General features: G+C 65.5%; 19 protein-coding genes. 9 read left to right on the forward strand and 10 right to left on the reverse strand.

The annotated features are described in order from the left end of the window. Positions 1 to 49 precede the first annotated feature (49 nt). The 3 genes from AB839_RS07475 to AB839_RS07485 all read left to right on the forward strand — a co-directional run bounded on the left by AB839_RS07475 (position 50) and on the right by AB839_RS07485 (position 5,163). Positions 50 to 943, forward strand: a complete 894-nt coding sequence (locus tag AB839_RS07475) for an Hsp33 family molecular chaperone HslO (RefSeq protein WP_049412229.1) — start codon at positions 50 to 52, stop codon at positions 941 to 943. Between the two features lie 116 nt (positions 944 to 1,059). Then, the gene (locus tag AB839_RS07480) at positions 1,060 to 1,908 is read left to right on the forward strand and encodes a hypothetical protein (RefSeq protein WP_061478882.1); all 849 of its coding nucleotides are present in this window, start codon (positions 1,060 to 1,062) and stop codon (positions 1,906 to 1,908) included. A 372-nt stretch (positions 1,909 to 2,280) separates the two neighbouring features. Beyond that, complete coding sequence (locus AB839_RS07485) at positions 2,281 to 5,163, forward strand: TonB-dependent receptor (RefSeq protein WP_049412226.1); 2,883 nt, start codon at positions 2,281 to 2,283, stop codon at positions 5,161 to 5,163. 141 nt (positions 5,164 to 5,304) lie between these two features. On the opposite strand, the gene AB839_RS07490 is transcribed toward AB839_RS07485, so the two are convergent. After that, the gene (locus tag AB839_RS07490) at positions 5,305 to 5,907 is read right to left on the reverse strand and encodes a TetR/AcrR family transcriptional regulator (RefSeq protein WP_005418411.1); all 603 of its coding nucleotides are present in this window, start codon (positions 5,905 to 5,907) and stop codon (positions 5,305 to 5,307) included. A 153-nt stretch (positions 5,908 to 6,060) separates the two neighbouring features. On the opposite strand from AB839_RS07490, the gene AB839_RS07495 reads away from it, so the two are divergent. From AB839_RS07495 to AB839_RS07505, 3 genes are all read left to right on the forward strand, one after another. Next, a complete protein-coding gene (locus AB839_RS07495; RefSeq protein ID WP_032954411.1) occupies positions 6,061 to 6,978 on the forward strand; it encodes an alpha/beta hydrolase in 918 nt (305 codons plus the stop codon). Beyond that, entirely contained in the window at positions 6,975 to 9,452 is a 2,478-nt protein-coding gene (locus AB839_RS07500) for an acyl-CoA dehydrogenase (RefSeq protein ID WP_061478883.1), read from the forward strand. Before AB839_RS07495 ends, AB839_RS07500 begins: the two co-directional genes overlap by 4 nt. Positions 9,453 to 9,527: 75 nt before the next feature. After that, the gene (locus AB839_RS07505; RefSeq protein ID WP_061478884.1) at positions 9,528 to 9,995 is read left to right on the forward strand and encodes a hotdog fold domain-containing protein; all 468 of its coding nucleotides are present in this window, start codon (positions 9,528 to 9,530) and stop codon (positions 9,993 to 9,995) included. Positions 9,996 to 10,472: 477 nt separating this feature from the next. On the opposite strand, the gene AB839_RS07510 is transcribed toward AB839_RS07505, so the two are convergent. Next, positions 10,473 to 10,823 carry a DUF1304 domain-containing protein gene (locus AB839_RS07510; RefSeq protein WP_061478885.1) on the reverse strand — a complete coding sequence of 117 codons (351 nt, stop codon included), beginning with the start codon at positions 10,821 to 10,823 and terminating at the stop codon, positions 10,473 to 10,475. Positions 10,824 to 10,866: 43 nt separating this feature from the next. Further along, on the reverse strand, positions 10,867 to 12,195 hold the full coding sequence (locus AB839_RS07515; RefSeq protein WP_061478886.1) for an MFS transporter: 1,329 nt from the start codon (positions 12,193 to 12,195) through the stop codon (positions 10,867 to 10,869). Between the two features lie 286 nt (positions 12,196 to 12,481). Between AB839_RS07515 and AB839_RS07520 the strand changes: the two genes are divergently transcribed. Next, entirely contained in the window at positions 12,482 to 13,882 is a 1,401-nt protein-coding gene (locus AB839_RS07520; protein WP_061478887.1) for a serine hydrolase domain-containing protein, read from the forward strand. Between the two features lie 141 nt (positions 13,883 to 14,023). Here the strand turns inward: AB839_RS07520 and AB839_RS07525 are convergent, their stop codons facing one another. After that, positions 14,024 to 14,782 carry an SDR family oxidoreductase gene (locus AB839_RS07525; protein WP_061478888.1) on the reverse strand — a complete coding sequence of 253 codons (759 nt, stop codon included), beginning with the start codon at positions 14,780 to 14,782 and terminating at the stop codon, positions 14,024 to 14,026. Between the two features lie 114 nt (positions 14,783 to 14,896). On the opposite strand from AB839_RS07525, the gene AB839_RS07530 reads away from it, so the two are divergent. Beyond that, the gene (locus AB839_RS07530) at positions 14,897 to 15,811 is read left to right on the forward strand and encodes a LysR family transcriptional regulator (protein ID WP_061478889.1); all 915 of its coding nucleotides are present in this window, start codon (positions 14,897 to 14,899) and stop codon (positions 15,809 to 15,811) included. 64 nt (positions 15,812 to 15,875) lie between these two features. Here AB839_RS07530 and AB839_RS07535 read toward each other — a convergent pair whose 3' ends face one another. Continuing rightward, complete coding sequence (locus AB839_RS07535; protein ID WP_176698793.1) at positions 15,876 to 16,544, reverse strand: histone; 669 nt, start codon at positions 16,542 to 16,544, stop codon at positions 15,876 to 15,878. A 21-nt stretch (positions 16,545 to 16,565) separates the two neighbouring features. On the opposite strand from AB839_RS07535, the gene AB839_RS21460 reads away from it, so the two are divergent. After that, positions 16,566 to 16,865, forward strand: coding sequence for a hypothetical protein (locus AB839_RS21460; protein ID WP_156476631.1), 300 nt, complete (start codon positions 16,566 to 16,568; stop codon positions 16,863 to 16,865). A 292-nt stretch (positions 16,866 to 17,157) separates the two neighbouring features. Here the strand turns inward: AB839_RS21460 and gcvH are convergent, their stop codons facing one another. The 5 genes from gcvH to AB839_RS07560 all read right to left on the reverse strand — a co-directional run bounded on the left by gcvH (position 17,158) and on the right by AB839_RS07560 (position 20,677). Next, positions 17,158 to 17,553 (reverse strand): glycine cleavage system protein GcvH, encoded by a 396-nt coding sequence (gene gcvH, locus AB839_RS07540; RefSeq protein ID WP_005418426.1) that lies wholly within the window; start codon positions 17,551 to 17,553, stop codon positions 17,158 to 17,160. A 93-nt stretch (positions 17,554 to 17,646) separates the two neighbouring features. After that, complete coding sequence (gene gcvT / locus AB839_RS07545; RefSeq protein WP_061478890.1) at positions 17,647 to 18,759, reverse strand: glycine cleavage system aminomethyltransferase GcvT; 1,113 nt, start codon at positions 18,757 to 18,759, stop codon at positions 17,647 to 17,649. A gap of 144 nt (positions 18,760 to 18,903) precedes the next feature. Next, positions 18,904 to 19,347 carry an NfeD family protein gene (locus tag AB839_RS07550; RefSeq protein ID WP_061478891.1) on the reverse strand — a complete coding sequence of 148 codons (444 nt, stop codon included), beginning with the start codon at positions 19,345 to 19,347 and terminating at the stop codon, positions 18,904 to 18,906. 1 nt (position 19,348) lies between these two features. Then, a complete protein-coding gene (locus tag AB839_RS07555) occupies positions 19,349 to 20,308 on the reverse strand; it encodes an SPFH domain-containing protein (protein WP_049410653.1) in 960 nt (319 codons plus the stop codon). Positions 20,309 to 20,374: 66 nt separating this feature from the next. Beyond that, positions 20,375 to 20,677, reverse strand: coding sequence for a DUF962 domain-containing protein (locus AB839_RS07560; RefSeq protein WP_061478902.1), 303 nt, complete (start codon positions 20,675 to 20,677; stop codon positions 20,375 to 20,377). Between the last annotated feature and the right edge of the window lie 98 nt (positions 20,678 to 20,775).

A 20,775-nucleotide genomic window follows, 5' to 3' on the forward strand; every position in this document is an offset into this window, starting at 1 on the left:
GTCGGCGCATTATCCGGCAACCGCCCCCGTTTACGCGCGATGTGAGCCGATGACCGCCAACCCCGATTCCCTGATCCGTTTCCTGCTCCCCGACGCCGGCGTGCGTGGCGTGCATGTGCACCTGCAGGCCACCTGGCAGGAAATCCTGTCCCATGCCGCCTACCCGGACGCCGCTGCCGAACTGCTTGGCGAGGCCTGCGTCGCCTCGGCGCTGTTCACCGGCCACACCAAGATCGACGGGCGCCTGTCGGTGCAGCTGCGCAGCAGCACCGCGCTGCGCACCCTGTTCGCCGAATGCACCGCCGCCGGCACCCTGCGCGGTATCGCCCAGCTCAGCGAGGGTGGCGACGCACCGCGTGACCTGTCCCGCCTCGGTGATGACGCAATCCTCGCCATCACCATCGAGAACCCCGGCCTGGACCCGCGCGAGCCGCAGCGCTACCAGAGCCTGGTCGCGCTGACTGCGCCGGAACTGGACGAGGCCTTCGAGGACTACTTCCGCCAGTCGGAGCAGCTGCCGACCCGCCTGCTGCTGGCGGCCGACCGCAACGGTGCCGCCGGCCTGCTGCTGCAGAAGCTGCCCGGCGACGAAGGCGACGAGGATGGCTGGGCCCGCGCCAGCGCCCTGTTCGAAACCCTGGGCAAGGCCGAACTGCTGGCGACCCCGGCCGAGCAGCTGCTGCACCGCCTGTTCCACGAGGAGCGGCCGGAACTGCTGGGCGACAAGCCGCTGTCCTTCGCCTGCTCCTGCTCGCGCGAGCGGGTGGCTGGCATGCTGCAGTCATTGGGCGAGGACGAAGCCCGCGCGGCCGCCGAGGCCACCGGCGCCGTCGAGGTGCGTTGCGAATTCTGCGGGCGTGAGTATCACTTTCCATTGACGGAGTTCGGCATACTGTTCCACGGCGCCCAGGGGGCTGTAGCGGCGCCTGAACGACTTCAGTAAACGGCAGTCTTGTACCTGGGGAGGATCAAGGCTTGTTAAGAATTCATAAACACCCTAGGATCGAGTTCCCGTCCCCACGGGAACTTCCGTTGTCCGTCCCTGTCTGAACTGGTCCGATGCGTACCTTCCTGCGTCTACCGCTGGCCCTGCTGATCGCCCTTGGCGCGATCACGGGCGTGCATGCGCAGAGCAAGGACACCCGCACCGTGTTGCCGGTATGGAACAAGGGCAGCGGCAAGGTCGAGGCGCTGCTGTACCTGGAGCCGACCGGCGAACAGGCAGCCGGCGCCCGCTGGCATTTCGGCCGCAATTCGCTGGACGCAGCCTTTGGCCTGTCCTCCGGCGATTCGCTGGGCCTGCTCTGCAACAGCAGCAGCGGCACCAGCATCAGCGGCCTGGCCAGCCATTGCATGCTGGCCAGCCTGGGCGACGAGGATGATCTGAACAGCCGTCGTTTCAGTGGTACCGCCGCGTTGAACCGGGGCAACAGCCGCTTGGGCATCACTGCCGGCACCGGCCGTGAAACCCTGCCCGCCTGGTTGTCGGGCCCGAACAAGACGCCCTCGCTGCGCGCCGAGCAGAACGATCTGACCGTGTTCGCGCAGAAGAACATTGGCCGCGAAGGCTTCGTCTCCATCGCCGGTACCTACGCCAAGGCACGCCTGGTACCGTTGGCCGACGCTTCGCCGGCCATCGTCGATCGCTGGGACAGCAAGAGCCTGAGCATCGGTGCCGGTTACGGCAACTTCACCGGCAGCATCATCGGCCGCGTGGTCGACGTGCCGGGCAAGCCCGGCAAGTTCGAAGGCCTGGGCATCGGCCTGACCTGGCGTACCCCGTGGTCCGGCCAGCTGACCGTCGGCGCCGAGAACGTGATCAGCCGCGGCAAGAATCCGTTCTCCCCGCGCAACGAAAGCAACGACGACGGCACCGTGCCGTACGTGCGTTACGAACAGGATCTCTGATCCCCTCAGTCAGGTTCAGCAACGACATTCCCGAAGGCGCCGAAAGGCGCCTTTTTGCATCTGCGTGCCAGCCTCGCACTCGCATGAGCGGTATCGACCGCAGAGCGTATCGACATATTGGGATACATATCAGTCGAAACTTTTTTCATCATTCTGCGTTAACAAACGAGGCAGATCAGCATGACCATACCAGCAACCCGTTGATTGGGCTGGAAAAATCGCTTTTTTACCAAAATCACAGACTTCATTAACACAGCTTTAATTCTTGGCGAACGCCCGTTACTATCGGGTCAGCCTCGCGATTTGGGAGCGCTTTTTCGCTCCCCCGCCGGGCATTAACCCCAGCCAAGATTTCTTGGAGAGAGAGAGCCAATGAAACTCAAGTCCAGCCAGCTGCGTGACGCAGTTGTGATCGCGCTTGTCGCCGGTGCCACCACCGCGACGGCCCACGCCCAGGAAGCCACCAACCTCGACCGCATCGAGGTCACCGGTTCGCGCATCCGTCAGGTCGATACCGAAACCGCCCAGCCGGTGTTGAGCCTGAGCCGCGCCACCATCGAAAAGAGCGGCTTCAAGACGGTTGCTGACGTGCTGCAGAACATTTCTGCCGCCGGCAGCCCGGCCATCAGCCGTTCCGAACCGCTGTCCTCCGGTGAAATGGTCGGCGGCTACTACATCGACCTGCGCAACCTGGGTGCACAGCGCACCCTGATCCTGGTCGACGGCAAGCGCCTCGGCGCCAGCGTCAGCGGTTATCAGGACGTGTCGCAGATCCCGTCGGCGATCGTCGAGCGCATCGACGTGCTGAAGGACGGTGCTTCCTCGGTGTACGGTTCCGATGCCATGGCCGGCGTGATCAACATCATCACCCGCAAGAATTTCGAAGGCCTGGAAGTCAACGCCTACACCGGGCAGTACAGTGAAGGCGACGGCCAGAAGCAGAGCGCCGATTTCGTTGCCGGCTTCACCGGCGATCGCGGCTCGATCACCATCGGTGCCGAGTACTCCAACGAAAAGGCGGTGTGGGCAAAGGACCGCTGGTTCTCCGAATCGTCGCGCACCAATCGCCATCCGACCGCCGGCTGGACCTCGGTCAGCCAGTGGGGCTCGGTGTTCGACCCGACCGATCCGGACGCACCGTCGCTCACCCTCAACCGCGGCGGCAATCCTTACAACGCGGCGGACTTCCACGAAACCGACCTGACCCCGATCACCGGTGACGTAAGCAACTCCAACCAGCAGATGCAGCTGCTGACCCCGACAAAGCGTCGCAGCGTATTCGCCAACCTGCAGTACGACCTTACCGACAATGTCCGTTTCAGCGGTGACCTGCTGTACACCCGCCGCGAATCGGAAGCGCAGGTGGCCGGTTACCCGCTGCAGTCCGAAGCCTACGCCAACCTCGGTTCCATCTGGTCGGCCGACAGCTACTACAACCCGTTCGGCCAGGATATGGCGTATGTCCGCCGTGGCTGGGAAGTGCCGCGCGTTTCCAACAACAAGCTGACGACGTTCCGCTTCAGCGGCGCGCTGCAGGGCTCGTTCCAGTTCAATGACAAGTACTTCGACTGGGAAGCCGGCTACCTCTACCAGAACTCCGAAAACAACCAGAGCCAGACCGGCAACTACAACGTCCTGGCTGCCAACGCCGCCACCGGGGCCTCGTTCTACAACCCGGCAACCGGCCGCGTGGAGTGCGGAACCGCAGCGGGCCTGGCTGCGGGCACCAACCCGGCCTACGGCCCCGGCGCCGGCGGCTGCATCCCGTGGAACCCGGCCATTCCGTTCGGCCGCACCGGTGATGGCGGCTTGACCGGCAATCCGGACCTGCAGCAGTTCCTGTTCCCGACGACGCACAACGTCGGCGAAACCACGATGACGTCCTACTACGCCAACATTGCGGGCAGCATCCTGACCCTGCCGGCAGGCGACCTGGGCTTCGCACTGGGTTACGAGTACCGCGAGGAGAAGGGCAACTTCAATCCGGACGCGCTGTCGCAGTCGGGTTACTCCACCGACCTGGCGGCTGGCCCGACCGGCGGCAAGTACGACGTCAATGAAGTGTACCTGGAGCTGAACGTACCGATCCTGGCCGACCTGCCCGGTGCCAAGGAACTGAGCCTGAGCGCAGCCACCCGCTTCTCCGACTTCAGCACCTTCGGCAACACGACCAACAGCAAGTTCGGCCTGAAGTGGCGCCCGATCGATCAGCTGCTGGTTCGTGCGACCTACTCCGAGGGCTTCCGCGCGCCGACCATCGCCGACCTGTACGGCGGCAGCTCGCAGTCCTTCGAGTACTTCACCGATCCGTGCGATACCTCGTTCGGTCTGGCCGCAACCGACGCCGCCACGGCCCAGCGATGCGCTGCCGCCCTGGGTGCCCTGGCCCCGAACTTCCGCCAGCTGAAGCAGGGTTACGTCCCGGCTGAAGGCCCGGATGAGCAGAGCCCGGTGCCGTTCACCTCCGGCTCCAATCCGAACCTGACTCCGGAAACGTCCAAGTCCAAGACCGTTGGCCTGGTCTGGAGCCCGACCTTCGCCCCGGGCCTGAACCTGAGCCTGGACTGGTTCAACATCAAGATCGAGAACACGATCGTTTCCGATACCCCGACGGATCAGCTGAACGACTGCTACGTTCTGGGCATTGCTGAGCGCTGCAGCACCTTCACCCGTGACGCCACGCTCGGCTACGTCAACAACCTGACCTACGGCAGCCGCAATGCCGGCTTCATCGAAACCGAAGGCTTCGACTTCGATGCAAGCTACCGCTATGCGACCGACACCTGGGGCAGCTTCAACTTCAACCTGCAGAACACCTACGTCACCAAGAACGTTCTGAAGACGGCCAATGATGACTCCCCGGTGCAGATCTACAATGGCTTCGGCAGCAACTTCCGCCTGCGTTCGAACCTGACCGTTGGCTGGGAATTCGGCGACTTCGGCATCACCTGGGGCACCCGCTACTTCTCCAGCGTGAAGGAGCGTTGCTACTACGCCACCGAGTGCTCGCTGCCTGACTACGGCTCGCCGGATCCGGCTCGCAACCAGGCGCAGAACAAGCGCGGCGCCACCACCTTCCACGACGTCCAGTTCTCCTGGAACGCGCCGTGGAATGCGACCATCGCGGTCGGTGCACGCAATGTGTTCGACCACTACGGCCCGCAGATGTACTCGGCGCCGAACTCGCAGTACTCCTACTACGGCGGCTACGACATCGGTCGCCTGATCTACATGCAGTACAAGCAGAAGTTCTGATCGGGAACCCGATCAGCTGATGCAGCAACGGCCCCGAAAGGGGCCGTTGTTCTTTGCGCGCCATGGACGGGCGCTGGCCAGCGCACAACAAAAAAGGCCGCAGCATCGCTGCGGCCTTCCTTCGAGATCATTTCCGGGCGCTCATCCGTTCGGGATCAGCGTCTCGATCAGGTGCTCGACGTAGGCCTCGAAATCCTCGCGCGCCTGCTTGGGCTGCTGCAGCTGCAGCGACAACTGCAGGAAGCCGACATACGCGGCGTACGCAAGGCGTGCGCGATGACGCGCATCGGTCGAGCTGAGGCCGGCCTGGCGGAACGAGGCGACCAGATAGTCGAGGCGACGCTGCGAGACCCGGTCGATCACCGGCCGCACCATCGGATGATCCAGGGCCTTCAGCAGCTCGCTGTAGATGATGTGCGGCTGCACTTCATGCGCCACCATCTGGAACAGCTGGCGCAGGCGCACGCGCGGATCCGGTACGTCTTCCAGGCTGCCGAACACCTGTTCCTGTTCGAACAGTTCCCAGCGTTCCAGCGCCGCCTGCAGCAATGCATCGCGTGAAGGGAAATGCCAGTAGAAACTGCCCTTGGTAACGCCGAGCCGCCGTGCCAGCGGCTCTACCGCGACGGCGCCGACACCTTGTTCAGCAATCAGATCGAGGGCCGCCTGGGCCCAGTCTTCGGCACTCAGGCGGCTGTTGCGGCCGGCGCGCGGTTCGCCGGCGGAAGCGTCAGGTTGATTCATGGACTGATTTAACCATACGCCGGGGTTCGTTGCAGTACGCGGTTGCGGTCGAAACCGTCGCAGGCCCGTCGGAAGGGTCCCTCCACGCGCGTTCTGCAACGCACCATACCATGCAGTATTGACTTCCCCTCGAAGCTCTCCATACTAGCAAGTATGGTTATGTCCCCCACTCCCGCTGCGTTCCATGACCTGCGCCTGGACGCCGCCCATGGCGCCCGCCTGGCGGCGACCGTCAGCGACCATGGCCGGCGCGGCCGGGTCCTGTTTGCCCATGGCTTCGGCCAGACCCGCCACGCCTGGAATGCCACTGCCCGCGCACTGAACGCGGCCGGCCTGCAGACGCTGGCCTACGACGCCCGCGGCCATGGCGATTCCGACTGGAATGGCGCCGATCTGCCCTATCACGGCGAACAGTTCGCCGACGACCTGATCGTGTTGGCCGGCGAACAGCCGCGCCCGCCGGTACTGGTTGCCGCTTCGATGGGTGGCCTGTTCGGCCTGCTGGCCGAGTCGCGCTGGCCGGGCCTGTTCTCGGCCATGGTGCTGGTCGACATCACCCCGCGCTGGGATACCGCGGGTGTCGAGCGCATCCTCGCCTTCATGACCGCCCATCCCGACGGCTTCGCCTCGCTGACCCAGGCCGCCGACGTGATCTCGGCCTACATGCCGCACCGGCCGCGCAAATCCGAGCAGTCGCTGCGTGCGCTGCTGCGCGAGGATGGCCACGGGCGCTGGCGCTGGCATTGGGACCCGCGCCTGGTGGCCGAGCTGGCCCGCGACAGCGAACAGCACCAGGACGCACTGGCCGAGGCCGCACGCCAGGTGAAGTGCCCGCTGCTGCTGGTCAGCGGCGGCCGCAGCGACCTGGTCACGCCGCAGACCGTGGCCGAATTCCTGGCGCTGGCGCCGCATGCGCGCCATGTACAGCTGCCGCAAGCGACCCACATGGTCGCCGGCGATGACAACGACGCCTTTACCGCTACTGTGTTGGACTATCTGGACGTGTTGCCCGCAGCGGACGCTGCGGCTTCGTCCGCCACAAACGAGCACGTCACCGGAGCACGCTCATGAGCATCGTTCTTCCCTTCCTCGCCCTGCTGCTGGCAGGCGCGTTCGTCGCCTACCACCGCATGCGGCTGGTTACCTGGACGCTGATCAGCGTGGCCCTGCTGGCCGCCTGCTGGTTCATTCCCTACGTCAACCAGACCGCCACCATCGTCGCTGCGGCGGTGCTGGCGGTGATCGCCGTGCCGCTGCTGCTGCCGTTCATCCGCAAGCCGCTGCTGACCGGCCCGATGATGAAGGTGTTCCGCAAGGTGCTGCCGCCGTTGTCGCAGACCGAGCGCATTGCGCTGGAAACCGGCTCGGTCGGTTTCGAGGGCGAGCTGTTCACCGGTGACCCGGACTGGAACATCCTGCTCAACTATCCCAAGCCGCAGCTGACCGCTGAAGAACAGGCCTTCCTCGATGGCCCGGTGGAAGAGCTGTGCACGATGGTCAACGACTGGGAAATCACCCACGTCCACGCCGACCTGCCGCCGGAGCTGTGGGCCTTCATCAAGAAGAACAAGTTCTTCGGCATGATCATCCCGAAGGAGTACGGCGGCCTGGGCTTCTCCGCGCTGGCCCACCACAAGGTGATCCAGAAGCTGGCGTCGGTGTCTTCGGTGGTCAGCTCCACCGTCGGCGTGCCCAACTCGCTGGGCCCGGGTGAGCTGCTGGTGCACTACGGCACCCAGGAACAGAAGGACCAGTACCTGCCGCGCCTGGCCGATGGCCGCGAAGTGCCCTGCTTCGGCCTGACCGGTCCGTTCGCCGGCTCCGACGCCACTTCGATCCCGGACTACGGCATCGTCTGCAAGGGCGAGTGGAACGGCGAGCAGGTGCTCGGCGTCAAGCTGACCTTCGACAAGCGCTACATCACCCTGGCTCCGGTCGCTTCGCTGATCGGCCTGGCCTTCCGCATGTACGACCCGGATGGTCTGATGGGCGACACCCGCGACATCGGCATCACCCTGGGCCTGCTGCCGCGCGACACCGCCGGCGTCGAGATCGGCCGTCGCCATTTCCCGTTGAACTCGACGTTCCAGAACGGCCCGATCCGCGGCAAGGACGTGTTCATTCCGCTGACCCAGCTGATCGGCGGCGCAGCCATGGCCGGCAAGGGCTGGAACATGCTCAACGAGTGCCTGGCCGTGGGCCGCTCGATCACCCTGCCGTCCACCGCCAGCGGCGGTGCCAAGGCCGGTGCCGCCGTGACCGGCGCCTATGCGCGCATCCGCAAGCAGTTCGGCCTGTCGGTCGGCCGCTTCGAAGGCGTGGAAGAGGCGCTGGCCCGCATCGGCGGCAAGGCCTACAAGATCAGCGCGCTGTCGCAGGCCACCGCCGCGGCGGTCGATCGTGGTGACGTGCCGTCGGTGCCGTCGGCGATCGCCAAGTACCACTGCACCACCATGAGCCGCGAAGTGATCTCGGACATGATGGACGTGATCGGCGGCAAGGGCATCATCCTGGGGCCGCGCAACTTCGCCGGCCGCAGCTGGCAGGCCGCGCCGATCGCGATCACCGTGGAAGGCGCCAACATCATGACCCGCAGCCTGCTGATCTTCGGCCAGGGTGCGATCCTCTGCCACCCGTGGGTGCTCAAGGAAATGAAGGCCGCGCAGGATCCGGATACCCGTGCCGGCCTGCAGGAGTTCGACCGCAGCCTGTTCGGCCACATCCGCTTCGGCATCTCCAATGCCGTGCGTTCGTTCTGGTTCGGCCTGACCGGCGCGCGCTTCGGCGCCGCCCCGGGCGACGCCTACACCCGCCGCTACTTCCGCAAGCTGGACCGTTACTCGGCCAACCTGGCGCTGATGGCCGACATCTCGATGATGACCCTGGGCGGCAAGCTGAAGTTCAAGGAATCGCTGTCCGGCCGCCTGGGCGACGTGCTGAGCCATGTCTACATGACCAGCGCCATGCTCAAGCGCTACCACGACGAAGGTGCACCGCAGGCCGACCAGCCGCTGCTGGCCTGGGCCTTCCATGACAGCGTGCACAAGATCGAAGAGTCGCTGTCGGCCGCGCTGCGCAACTTCCCGATCCGTCCGATCGGCTGGCTGATGTGGGCGCTCATCTTCCCGTTGGGCCGTCGTGCCGAGGCTCCGGGTGACCGCCTGAGCCGCCGCGTCGCCGCCCTGCTCATGGCCCCGAATGAGGCCCGTGACCGCCTGGCCAATGGCGTGTTCCTGACCCCGTGCGAGAACAACCCGGGCGGCCGCATCAACAGTTACCTGAGCAAGGCGATCATGGCCGAGCCGGTGGAGCGCAAGTTCCTGAAGGCACTGAAGAGCAAGGGCATCGAGGCGCTGGACTTCAAGAGCCAGCTGGACGAAGCCGTGGCCGAAGGCGTGATCACCCAGGACGAGCGCAGCCTGCTGGAAGAGCTGCGTACGCTGACGCTGGATACCATCACCGTGGACGACTTCGACACCCACGAACTGCGCGCGGCCAGCTACTACGACCGCCAGCACAAGGACCCGCATTCGCAGGCGGCCTGATCGCCCGCGACACGCGTTGCCTCGACGGCGGGCCTTGGCCCGCCGTCGCTTTATCCGCCGACCGGAATCCTCCTCATGTCCACGCCCCTGCTCTCGCTCTACAACCGCCTGCAGCGCTGGCCTGCCGGCAACTGGCTGTTCTCGCGCGCGGTGTGTTTCAAGGCGCCTTACTTCGCCAGCATCGCGCCGCGCATCACCCGCCTGGAACACGGCCGCTGCGAAGGTACGCTGGCCGACCGCCGCAGAGTACGCAACCACATCGGCACGGTGCACGCGATCGCGATGTGCAACCTGGCCGAACTGACCGCCGGGTTGATGGTCGACGCATCGCTGCCGAAGGGCATGCGCTGGATCCCGAAGGGGATGCAGGTGCAGTACCTGGCCAAGGCGCGTGGCACGCTGCAGGCGGTGGCGCTGCCGGCACAGCCTATTGTTGTCGCGGCCGAGGGCTATGCGCTGCCGGTGACGGTGAGCGTGCGCGACCGTGCGGGCACGGAGGTGTTCAGCGCGGTGATCGACATGTGGTTGTCGCCGGCAAAGTAGTGTTCCGGCGAACGGCGCAGCCCCTCGTGGGTAGACGAAGCATGCGGTTTATCGGTTGGGCCGGAGGGGTGGGGCCGGGCGGGGACGCCGCAAGTACGTCCGTGTAGGCTTAGCCGCGCCATCCATGGCGCGGATACCCCGCCCGACCCCACCCCTCCGGCCTCGGACGGATCTCTGCGGCGTCTACCCACGCAAGAGAAAAAAGAAGAGCAGAAGCAGAAGCAAGAGCGGCCCACCGGCCGCTTTTTGCTGTTGCTGTTGCTCTTGATCTTCTCTTTCTTCTCCGTGGGCTGGCCGCACACGGAACCTGTCAGGGGTGTGGCGGGTGGGCCGTGCAGGGGCGTTGGCGCCATGGATGGCGCCATCGAGCTTACATGGACGTACTTGCAGCGTCCCCTGCACGGCCCATCCGCCACACCCAACACATGACCCGCTCTACGCGACCAACCCACGAGGGGCTGCGCCGTTGGCTGGAAACTACGCCAGCGTGCGAAACACCAACGCCAGGATCGCCGGCACCGCCTGGATCATGAAAATGCGGCGGCTGACGCTGTAGGCGCCATAGCACCCGGCCACCACCACGCAGGCCAGCGAGAATGTCACCAGCACCGGCTGATCGATCACCAGCCCCACCACGATGCCTGCTGCCAGGAAGCCGTTGTACAGGCCCTGGTTGGCCGCCAGCACGCGCGTGATCTCTGCCTTCTCCGGCGTGTTGCGGAAGGTCTTCAGGCCCAGCGGGCGGGTCCACAGGAACATCTCAAGTGCCAGGAAATAGACGTGCAGCAGGGCCACGAGCAACGTCAGGATGAGTGCGATCCAGTACATGGGCGGTTCCTTGGACAGGGATGGGGGGTCGGAGCCCGGGAAATCATCGGTCGCGCGGCAGTTTCTTTTCTTCGCGCAGTACACCGAACGCGGCTGCGGTCATGCACGCGGCCACCAGCATGCCGCCGATGAACACTACGTGCGAGCCGAACAATGACAGGCCCTTGTGCACCCAGGCAAAGCTCAGGTCCGCACCGCGGTAGACCACGGTGTCGATCGCTGCGCCGGCCTTGTAGCGCCACTGCCGGTCCACGCGCGTGTAGATTGTCTCGCGCGCCGGCTTGGCCAGTGCGAATTCGCTGGCCCGGGTCATCACCTGCACTACCGCGACCATCAGCGGCATCGGCGAGGCCGCCAGCACCGAGAAGCCGATCAGGATCGCGAAACCGGGAATCAGCAGCGCCGGGGCGATTCCGTGCCGGGACAGCAACCAGCGGGTCAGGCCCAGCTGCATCAACAGCGCCAGCGCATTCACTGCCAAGTCGATGCGCGAGAAAAACGCGGTGCTGGCTGCGGGGTCAGTGAACGCCGCACGCACGATCGCAGCCTGCTGGTTGTAGAGCAGCGTCCCCACGCCCACCCCGAACACCACCATGATCGCCAGCCAGCGCAGCAGCGGCTCGCGCACGATCAACTTCAGGCCGTCCAGCACACTGCCGCCCATCGGCTGCTCGCCGGACACCAGCTGCTGCTCGCGTTCGCGCAGCACCGCCCAGTGCCGCAGCCGCCAGATGCACAACAGGCACACGACCAGGAAAGCTGCGGAGACCAGCATCAGGTTGGCGATGCCCACGCTCTGCACCAGCGCACTGGTGATGATCGGACCAAGGAAGGCACCGACGGTGCCCGCCGCGCCAATGTATCCATAGAAGGCCCGGGCCTGCACATTGGAGAACACATCGGCCATGAAGCTCCAGAACACCGCCACCGCGAACAGGTTGAAGACGGTGATCCAGAAGAAGAAGGCCATGCCGCGGCCAGGCACGCCGCTGTCGAACATCATGTAGAAGCCCAGCAGGGTCACGATGAAGAACCCATACACCGCCGGCAGGAACACCCGTCGCGGGAAGCGGCTGACCAGCCAGCCGTACACCGGCTGCAGTACCAGCATGATCACGAACACGCAGGAGAACAGGAACTGCAGGACGAAGTCCTTCAGCGCGATGCCATGGCTGGCAAACCAGGCGATCAGCATCGGCGGGAACACGGTCTCCAAGTCGGCCGAGGCAGCCATCGCCTCACGCACCGGGCGCAGCACGTAGTAGCCACTGAGCAGGCAGAAGAAGTACAGGAACGACCACCACAGCGCCGGCGACTCACGCAGTGCCGCCGTCAGCCCATGCAGCGGCCCCTTGCCCTTCACCGCGCTCACGCGGCGTCCCTCGCCAGAAGACGGCGGTTGGACAGCGGCATGGCAGGCTCCGGGGGCGGTGAAGCGCGTACGTTAGCCAATGCACTGCAACATCGCCAGCAGCAGCCACGCAGAAGGCTGCAACGCAGTGTCACGGCCCCACCCATACGACACGTTCCGATACATGCCTTCAGGGCGTCAAAATTCCAACTTTTTCAACGAGATGCGCATTCATCTTCGCTTTGTTTGTGCACAAGGGAAAAGCGGCGCTAGAATCGCCATCAGCAGTCGCGCACGGGTCCAACCGATGAAAAAGAACAGCCTGCGTCGCCCGATCCGTTCGGCGGCCACCGGTTTGCTGGGCATGCTGATGCCCGTTGCCTTGTCCACCACCGCGCAGACACCGCCGGCATTGCCGCCGATGCCGACCAACATCGAATCCGCTGCCGGTCCCACTGTCGCCCACACCCAGCCGGCGGCCTACCGCACCGGCCTGGTGCCGCGCGTGCAGGCCCCGGCGCCCGGCTTCAACGTCGCCAACATCGAATCGATGGCGCAGCAGCTCACCTATGGCGAACGCGTGCCAGGCATGGCCGTGGCGATCGTGCAGGGCGGTCGTATCCTCAGCGCGCGCGGCTATGGCGTCACCGACGTCAACAATCCGCTGCCGGTCGATGCGCACACCGTGTTCCGCCTGGCCTCGCTGTCCAAGGCCTTCGCCGGCACCATGGCCGGCCTGCTGGTCAACGACGGCACGCTGCGCTGGGACAGCAAGGTCACCGACTACGTGCCGGGCTTCCGCCTGAACTCGCCGGAAGCCACTGATCGCCTGACCGTAGCCGACGTGCTCAGCCATCGCGTCGGCCTGCCGTACAACGCCTACGACCGCGACATCGAGGGCAACGCCGAGTACTACGCGCTGACCCAGAAACTGGCCAACACCAGCCTGAAGTGCCTGCCGGGCGACTGCTATGCCTACCAGAACGTGGCCTTCAGCCTGATCGGCGATGTCGTCTACGCGGCCTCCGGCAGTTTCTACGAGCAGTCGGTCGAGCGCCGCATCTTCAAGCCGCTGGGCATGAACGATGCCAGCCTCGGCCTGGCCGGCATCCAGGCCAGCTCGCGCTGGGCGCGTCCTCACGTGCGCAGCCGCAACGGCTGGGTCTCGCTGACGCCGAAGCCGACCTACTACCGGGTGGCCCCGGCGGCCGGCGTCAATGCCAGCGCCAGCGACATGGCGCAGTGGCTGCTCGCCCACACCGGGCACCGCCCTGACGTGCTGCCGGCACCGCTGCTGGCCACCCTGCATTCGAGCCTGATCAGCACCCCCGGCGAGATGCGTTCGGGCTGGCGCCGCGAGCGCCTGCACTCGGCCGGCTACGCCCTGGGCTGGCGCACCTTCGACTACGCCGGCCACGACGTGGTGTTCCATGCCGGTGCCGTGCAGGGCTATCGCGGCCTGGTCGCGCTGGTGCCGGAACGCGATCTGGGCATCGCCATCATGTGGAATGGCGAAAGCAGCCTGCCCAGCGGCCTGCTGCCGACCGTGCTCGACTCCGCGCTCGGCCTGCCGGCGCAGCGCTGGCTGGACGTGGACACCGACTTCGGCAGCGACAACCTGATGGCCGAGGGCGCCAGCCCGGCGCAGCAGGACAAGCGCAAGGGCAAGGGCGCCTCGGGCAATCGTGCGGTGGCGTCGCCGCACTGATCAGGCGGGCTCGATCGTGTGTGCGAAGGGCGGCCTGCGGGCCGCCCTTTTTGTTGTTGTGTAGAGCCGAGCCGTGCTCGGCTGAGCGGAATTCTGGCGCAAGGCGGCCGAGCATGGGCTCGGCTCTACAGCTCCGCAGCATTAGTGCGCGAAGTAGTGCATGCCGCCGTCCACCGGAATCACCGCGCCTGTGATGTAGCCGGCCAGCGGCGAGGACAGGAACGCCACCAGTGGCGCCACTTCCTCGGGTTCACCGAAGCGTCCGATCGGGATGTTGCTGGCGATGAACGCACGCCGGCTTTCCTCGGTGGGATGCAGGCGTTCCAGGATCTGCGCGCTGTTGATGCGCCCCGGTGCAATCGCATTCACCGTAATGCCCTGCCCGGCCACCTCCGACGACAGCCCCTTGCTCCACAGATGCAGCGCCGCCTTCGCCGCAGTGGCCGCGTTCACCGCACGCGGTTCCATCGAACCGCTGAAGTTGATCACCCGCCCCCATGCCTGCGCCTGCATACCAGGCAACAGCGCCTGGGTCATCCGCCGCGCGGCGGAAAAGTTCAGGGCGATCGCTTCCTCCCAGACATCATCATCGGCATCGACGCTGGTCGGCCGGGAGCCCCCTGCGGCGTTGACCAGGATGTCGACGCGTTGCAATGCCTCCCGGGATGCCTGCGCGATGTACCGGACGTCACCGGCCACGGTGACATCGCCGGCCACGATGACCGGTGCCACGCCGCCTTCGGCTTCGATCCGCGCCGCCAGCGCCTGCAGGGGTGCCCGCTGCCGTGACGTGATGGCAACGCGCACGCCCTGGGCCGCCAGCTGCCTGGCGACGGCGGCACCGATGCCGCTGGCCGCGCCCGTCACCAAAGCGGTACGGCCTGCAAGATTCAAGTCCATGGTGTTCTCCTGTCCGCATGGCCGGCCAATCCAGCCCTTGCACGACATGCTGTTTGATCACCCCTGATTGATAAACTCCGCGCAGGTTTCAGCGTTCAACACCCGGGGTGTCAGATGAACCTGCTGGAAAGCATGCGGGTCTACGTGCTGATCGTGGACAAGGGCAGCCTCAGTGCGGCAGCTGCGGCGATGAACATCTCCGCGACGATGGCCGGCAAGCATCTGCGTGCATTGGAAGCACGGCTGGGCATGCAGCTGTTGAGCCGAACCACCCGGCGCCAGCACACGACCCCGTTCGGCCAGGATTACTACACGCGCTGCCGGGAAATCCTGCGCCTGGTGGACGAAACCGATGCGCAGGCGCAGCACCAGCACCTGGCACCGGCGGGCACGCTGCGCATCAGTGCACCCGTGATCTTCGGTACGCATGCACTGGTACCGGCGCTGGCCGAGTACATGGCGCGCCATCCGGATGTCCGGGTCGAAGCGACGCTGACCGATCGCGTGGTCGACCTTGCCGAAGAGGGCTTCGAAGCGGCGCTGCGGATCGGCACGCTGGCCGACAGCAGCGTGCTGGTGGCACGAGCCCTGGCCCCTTATCGCCTGATGATGTGCGCCTCGCCGGCGTATCTGGCCAGGCATGGCACGCCACACAGCGTGCATGCACTTGCCGGCCATCAATGCCTGTCATTCGAACCGAGTGCACTTGCGCAGTGGCTGCAGGAGGACGCTGGCGAGCTCGACCACGTGCCCGACGGTCGACTGCAGATCAACAATGGCGAAGCGCTGCGTTCGGCGGCGCTGCATGGCCTGGGCATCGTCCTGCAGTCGACGCTGCTGCTGGCAGCCGATGTCGAGGCTGGACGACTTGTGCAGCTGCTCCCGGAGCACGGCCAGGCCGGTCGGCCGATGCACGTGGTCTATGCGCACGACCGTTACCACTCCACCCGCCTGCGCAGCTTCCTCGACTTCCTGGTGGAACGATTCCCGCCGGTAGTCACCCCACCAGGCGATCGAAGCCGCCCATAAAAAAACCCCCTCCCCGCTGGGCAGCCAGGGAAGGGGGTTTCAGGATGCGGCTATCGGGAAGTACTTAGATCAGCGGCGCCGGGGTTGCCGGCAGAGCGACCGGAGCGGCCTTCTTCTTGCGGGCGGCCGGCTTGCGCTTGGCAACCTTCTTCGCTGCCTTCTTCGGGGCGGCCTTCTTGGTAGCCTTCTTCGCGGTCTTCTTTACTGCCTTTTTGGCAGTCTTCTTGACGGCCTTCTTGGCAGTCGCCTTCTTTGCGACCTTCTTGGCCGGCTTGCGGGCCGTAGCCTTCTTGGCAGTCTTCTTGGTGGCCTTCTTGGCCGCCTTCTTCGCGGTCTTCTTGACGGCCTTCTTGGCAGTGGACTTCTTGGCGACCTTCTTCGCCGCCTTCTTCACTGCCTTCTTCGCCGTGGTCTTCTTGGCGACCTTCTTCGCCGCCTTCTTCACTGCCTTCTTGGCAGTCGCCTTCTTCGCGACCTTCTTCACTGCCTTCTTGGCAGCGGCCTTCTTCGCGACCTTCTTCACCGCTTTCTTGGCGGCGGGCTTCTTCTTCGCAGCTTTCTTGGTTGCCATGGGATGGCTCCTCGTCAGTGATAGGGAGTTGAAACGCCCAGTTGGATCAAACCCGCGGATGCTGCGTGCGGGGACCGCCGGCGCGTCAGGCGCGCCGTTACGGATGCGGCGATGCCCGCCTCGATCGGCGGAGCGGACATCGGAACGGGAGGTGCCTTGCATTTCTCCGGGGGAAGCGGGGCCGTGTCCACCGTCATCAGGGTCGCGGTGGTCTTGAAGGGGCTGCTTCGCATCGGACGATTGATTCTGCGCACTCGGTTGGGCAGGCAAGGTCTGCTGAGGCGAAACCTAATCACGGTTTTTTTTACTGTCAACAACCCCCGCGAAAAATTTTCACATCCGCGCCTTTCCGAGCGCCGTCGGCGCCACTGCTCTACGCGGCCCGCGATGGCGGTTGAAGCGTCGCGCAAGCGTGCTGCATGCACCGGCATCGATGCATACGTTGAACAAAAAACACTTGAAATAAGCACTCCGCGCATTTAGACACAGACTCGCAACGGCATCGCGCGTGCGACGTCGACGGTCACCGGCGCCGCCACCGACGCCAGCACAACGGCGCCGCAACAGGGGGCGAAAAGTTTTCACATCCGAGTGCGTCGGCGCGGGGCTGAAACGCGGATTTGCGCAAAACTGCGCACGCCCATCGGCACCGTTCGCCTGTCGGCTGATGCCACGCCGAGGGTGCGCAGCGAACCCCGCGTCATGAGTCCGGTGCAGTCGCCAAAACAAAAACGGCCACCCGAAGGTGGCCGTTCCAGAATCCGGAAACGACGACTCAGTGGTCTTCGTTCTCCAGGGCTTCGGCGTACGCGTCCGGGTCCAGCAGCTCGTTGACCTCATCGGCGTTGGTCAGTTCGACCACGAACATCCAGCCTTCGCCGTAGGCATCTTCGTTGATGGTTTCCGGCTTGTCGGACAGGGCCGAGTTGACCTCGACGACCTTGCCGCTGATCGGGCTGTAGACATCCGAGGCGGCCTTCACCGACTCGACGACGGCGATCTGCTCGCCGGCCTTGGCGTCGGCGCCGACTTCCGGCAGTTCGACGTAGACTAGGTCACCCAGCAGGCCCTGGGCGTGGTCGGAAATACCGACGGTGACGCGGCCATTGCCTTCGACACGGGCCCACTCATGGGACTTGAGGAACTTGAGGTCGCCGGGGATCTCGCTCATGGGACTGCTCCAGAGATATGCAGGGGTGGAAAAAACGGGGCTAGTGTAACCAACCGGCCGCCACTGCTGTCAGTGACGACCGGCACGTACGGATCAGGCGTCGGCGAGCACGCCGGGCTGCGCCTGGCCTTCCCGAACGAACGGGAACTTGACCACCCGCACCGGCACCTGACGGCCGCGGATGTCGACGGTGACCTCGCCGAGTTCACCAGCCGGCACGCGGGCGAAGGCGATGCCCTTGGCCAGCGTCGGCGAGAAGGTGCCGGACAGGATCTCGCCCTGGCCGCTGGCCGTGGTGACCGTCTGGCCATGGCGCAGCACGCCCTTCTCGTCCATCACCAGGCCGATCATCTGGCGCGCGGTGCCGGCGCTCTTCTGCGCCTCCAGCACGTCGCGGCCGATGAAGTCGCGGCCTTCGTCCAGCGACACGGTCCAGCCCAGCGCCGCTTCGTAGGGGCTGATCTCTTCGTCCATGTCCTGGCCGTACAGGTTCATGCCAGCTTCCAGGCGCAGGGTGTCGCGCGCACCAAGGCCGGCCGGCTTCACACCCGCCGCCAGCAGGTGGTTCCAGAAGGCGACCACGGCGTCCTGCGGAAGCAGGATCTCGAAACCATCTTCACCGGTGTAGCCGGTGCGGGCGACGAACAGCTCGACGCCGTCATCGGACTGCACCTGCAGGGCGGCGAAGCGGCCCAGCTTGGTCAACGCTGCGCGGTCGGCTTCGCGGGCCAGGCCGATCACGATGTCGCGCGCCTGCGGGCCCTGCACGGCGAGGATGGCCAGGTCCGGGCGCTGCTCGACGGCGACGCCGAACGGCGCAGCCTGCTCGCGCAGCCAGGCCAGGTCCTTCTCGCGGGTGGAGGCATTGACCACCATGCGGAAGAAATCGTCGCCCAGGTAGTAGACGATCAGGTCGTCGATGACGCCGCCGCGCGGGTTCAGCATGCACGAGTACAGCGCCTTGCCGGTCACCTTCAGCTTGTCGATCGAGTTGGCCAGCAGGCGGCGCAGGAACGGCTTGACCTGCTCACCGCGCAGGTCGACCACCGTCATGTGGCTGACGTCGAACACACCGGACTCGCGACGCACCAGGTGGTGCTCGTCCAGCTGCGAGCCGTAGTGGATGGGCATGTCCCAACCCCCGAAATCGACCATCTTGGCGCCAAGGGCGCGGTGGGTATCGTTGAGCAGCGTCTTCTGGGTCATGACCGGGTCCGGCAGCAGAGGAAACAAGAATCCCCATTATCCCAGATCGGTCGCCCGCAGGCGTGCCGCAGCGCAGCGCCGGAGCTGTAGAGCCGAGCCCATGCCCGGCTGCTCTCCGTGTGGGAGCCGAGCGTGGGCTCGGCTCTACATGGGGCGGCCTGCGTCCTCGACCACCAGCACCGTGCCCTGCACGCTGCGCACCCGCACCCACGTACCCGCAGGCAGCTCCGGACCGCTCACCTGCCAGGACGCATCGTCAATGCTGACCCGTCCCTGGCCACCGACGATGCCCTGCTGCAGTACCACCTCGCGGCCGACCAGCTGCTCGGCGCGGCGGTTGAGCAACGGCGCATCGCTGGGCCGTGCCCGCGGCCGCCCCCAGCGCCGGTAGCACTGGATCGAGACCACACTCAGCAGAACGAAAGCGATCACCTGCCACAACAGCGGAATGTCACTGAACACCGCAACCAGTACGAACACCGCCGCCGCGCCAATGCCGATCCACAGCATGAACGCACCCGGCGCCAGCGCTTCGGCCGCGAACAGCAGCAGCGCCAACGCGCCCCAACCGACGACTTCCCAGCGCATGTCAGCCTCCGAGCGGCGGCGGCCGCTTGCCGGCGACCTTGTTGTCCTGGCTGGCCAGCGCCTGCTTCGCCAGTTCGGCCACGCCCGCGATCGAACCGATCACGCCACTGGCCTCCATCGGCATCAGCACCAGCTTCTGGTTCGGCGAACTCGCCAGTTCCTTGAACGCTTCCACGTACTTCTGCGCAACAAAGTAGTTGATCGCCTGCACGTCACCCTCGGCAATCGCCGCCGACACCACCTTGGTCGCCATCGCTTCGGCCTCGGCCAGGCGCTCGCGTGCCTCGGCATCACGGAACGCAGCTTCGCGACGGCCTTCGGCCTCCAGCACGGTGGCCTGCTTTTCGCCATCGGCGCGCAGGATCTCCGACTGGCGTGAACCCTCTGCCTCGAGGATCTGCGCGCGCTTTTCGCGCTCGGCCTTCATCTGCCGCGCCATCGCGTCCAGCAGATCCCGCGGCGGCTGGATGTCGCGGATCTCGATGCGGTTGACCTTCACGCCCCAAGGATTGGTGGCATGGTCGACCACGCTCAGCAGCTGGGCATTGATCACCTCGCGCTGGCTGAGCGATTCGTCCAGGTCCATCGAACCGATCACGGTACGGATGTTGGTCTGCACCAGGGCGATCATCGCCACTTCCAGGTTGGCCACCTCATAGGCGGCCTTAGCAGCATCCAGTACCTGGAAGAACACCACGCCGTCCACGCGCACGGCGGCGTTGTCCTTGGTGATCACTTCCTGGCTGGGCACATCCAGCACCTGCTCCATCATGTTCACCTTGCGCCCCACCCCGTACACGATCGGGATCAGGAAATGCAGGCCGGGGGTCATGGTGTGCGTGTAGCGCCCGAAGCGCTCGACGGTCCACTCGTAGCCCTGGGGCACCATCCGTACGGCCTTGAACAGGATCACCACGGCCACGAAGGCCAGTACCACGGTAAAGAACATGGTCGGGAACATCTTGCTTTCCTTATCGATGACGTCCAGGCCCCAGCATAGCGTGTGAAGGCCGCATTCACAGCGGAGCTACCAGGGCACGCGCCCGCGCAGGATGTCGGCGAACATCACCCAGTCGCCCATGAACGAGTACAGCGGGTGCTGGAAGGTGGCCGGGCGGTTCTTCTCGAAAAAGAAATGGCCGACCCAGGCGAAGCTGTAACCGCAGAACAGGGCGGCCACCACAAGGATGGGTTGGCCGCGCAGGATCGCCGCCGCAACCAGCAGCAGCACCCCGCAGCTGCCGACGAAGTGCAGCCGGCGCGACACCGGATGACGGTGCTCGCTGAGGTAGAACGGATAGAACTCGCGGAAGCTGGCGAAGCGGGACATGCGCATGCTCCGGGGCCATGGTCAGGCCCATCATGCGCCTTTCGGGGGCGCTGCGCTGCCTTGCAGCACCGAACCATGCTCGGCTTGCGCGTGCCAGC

Source organism: Stenotrophomonas sp. DDT-1, assembly GCF_001580555.1.
GTDB classification, from domain to species: domain Bacteria; phylum Pseudomonadota; class Gammaproteobacteria; order Xanthomonadales; family Xanthomonadaceae; genus Stenotrophomonas; species Stenotrophomonas sepilia.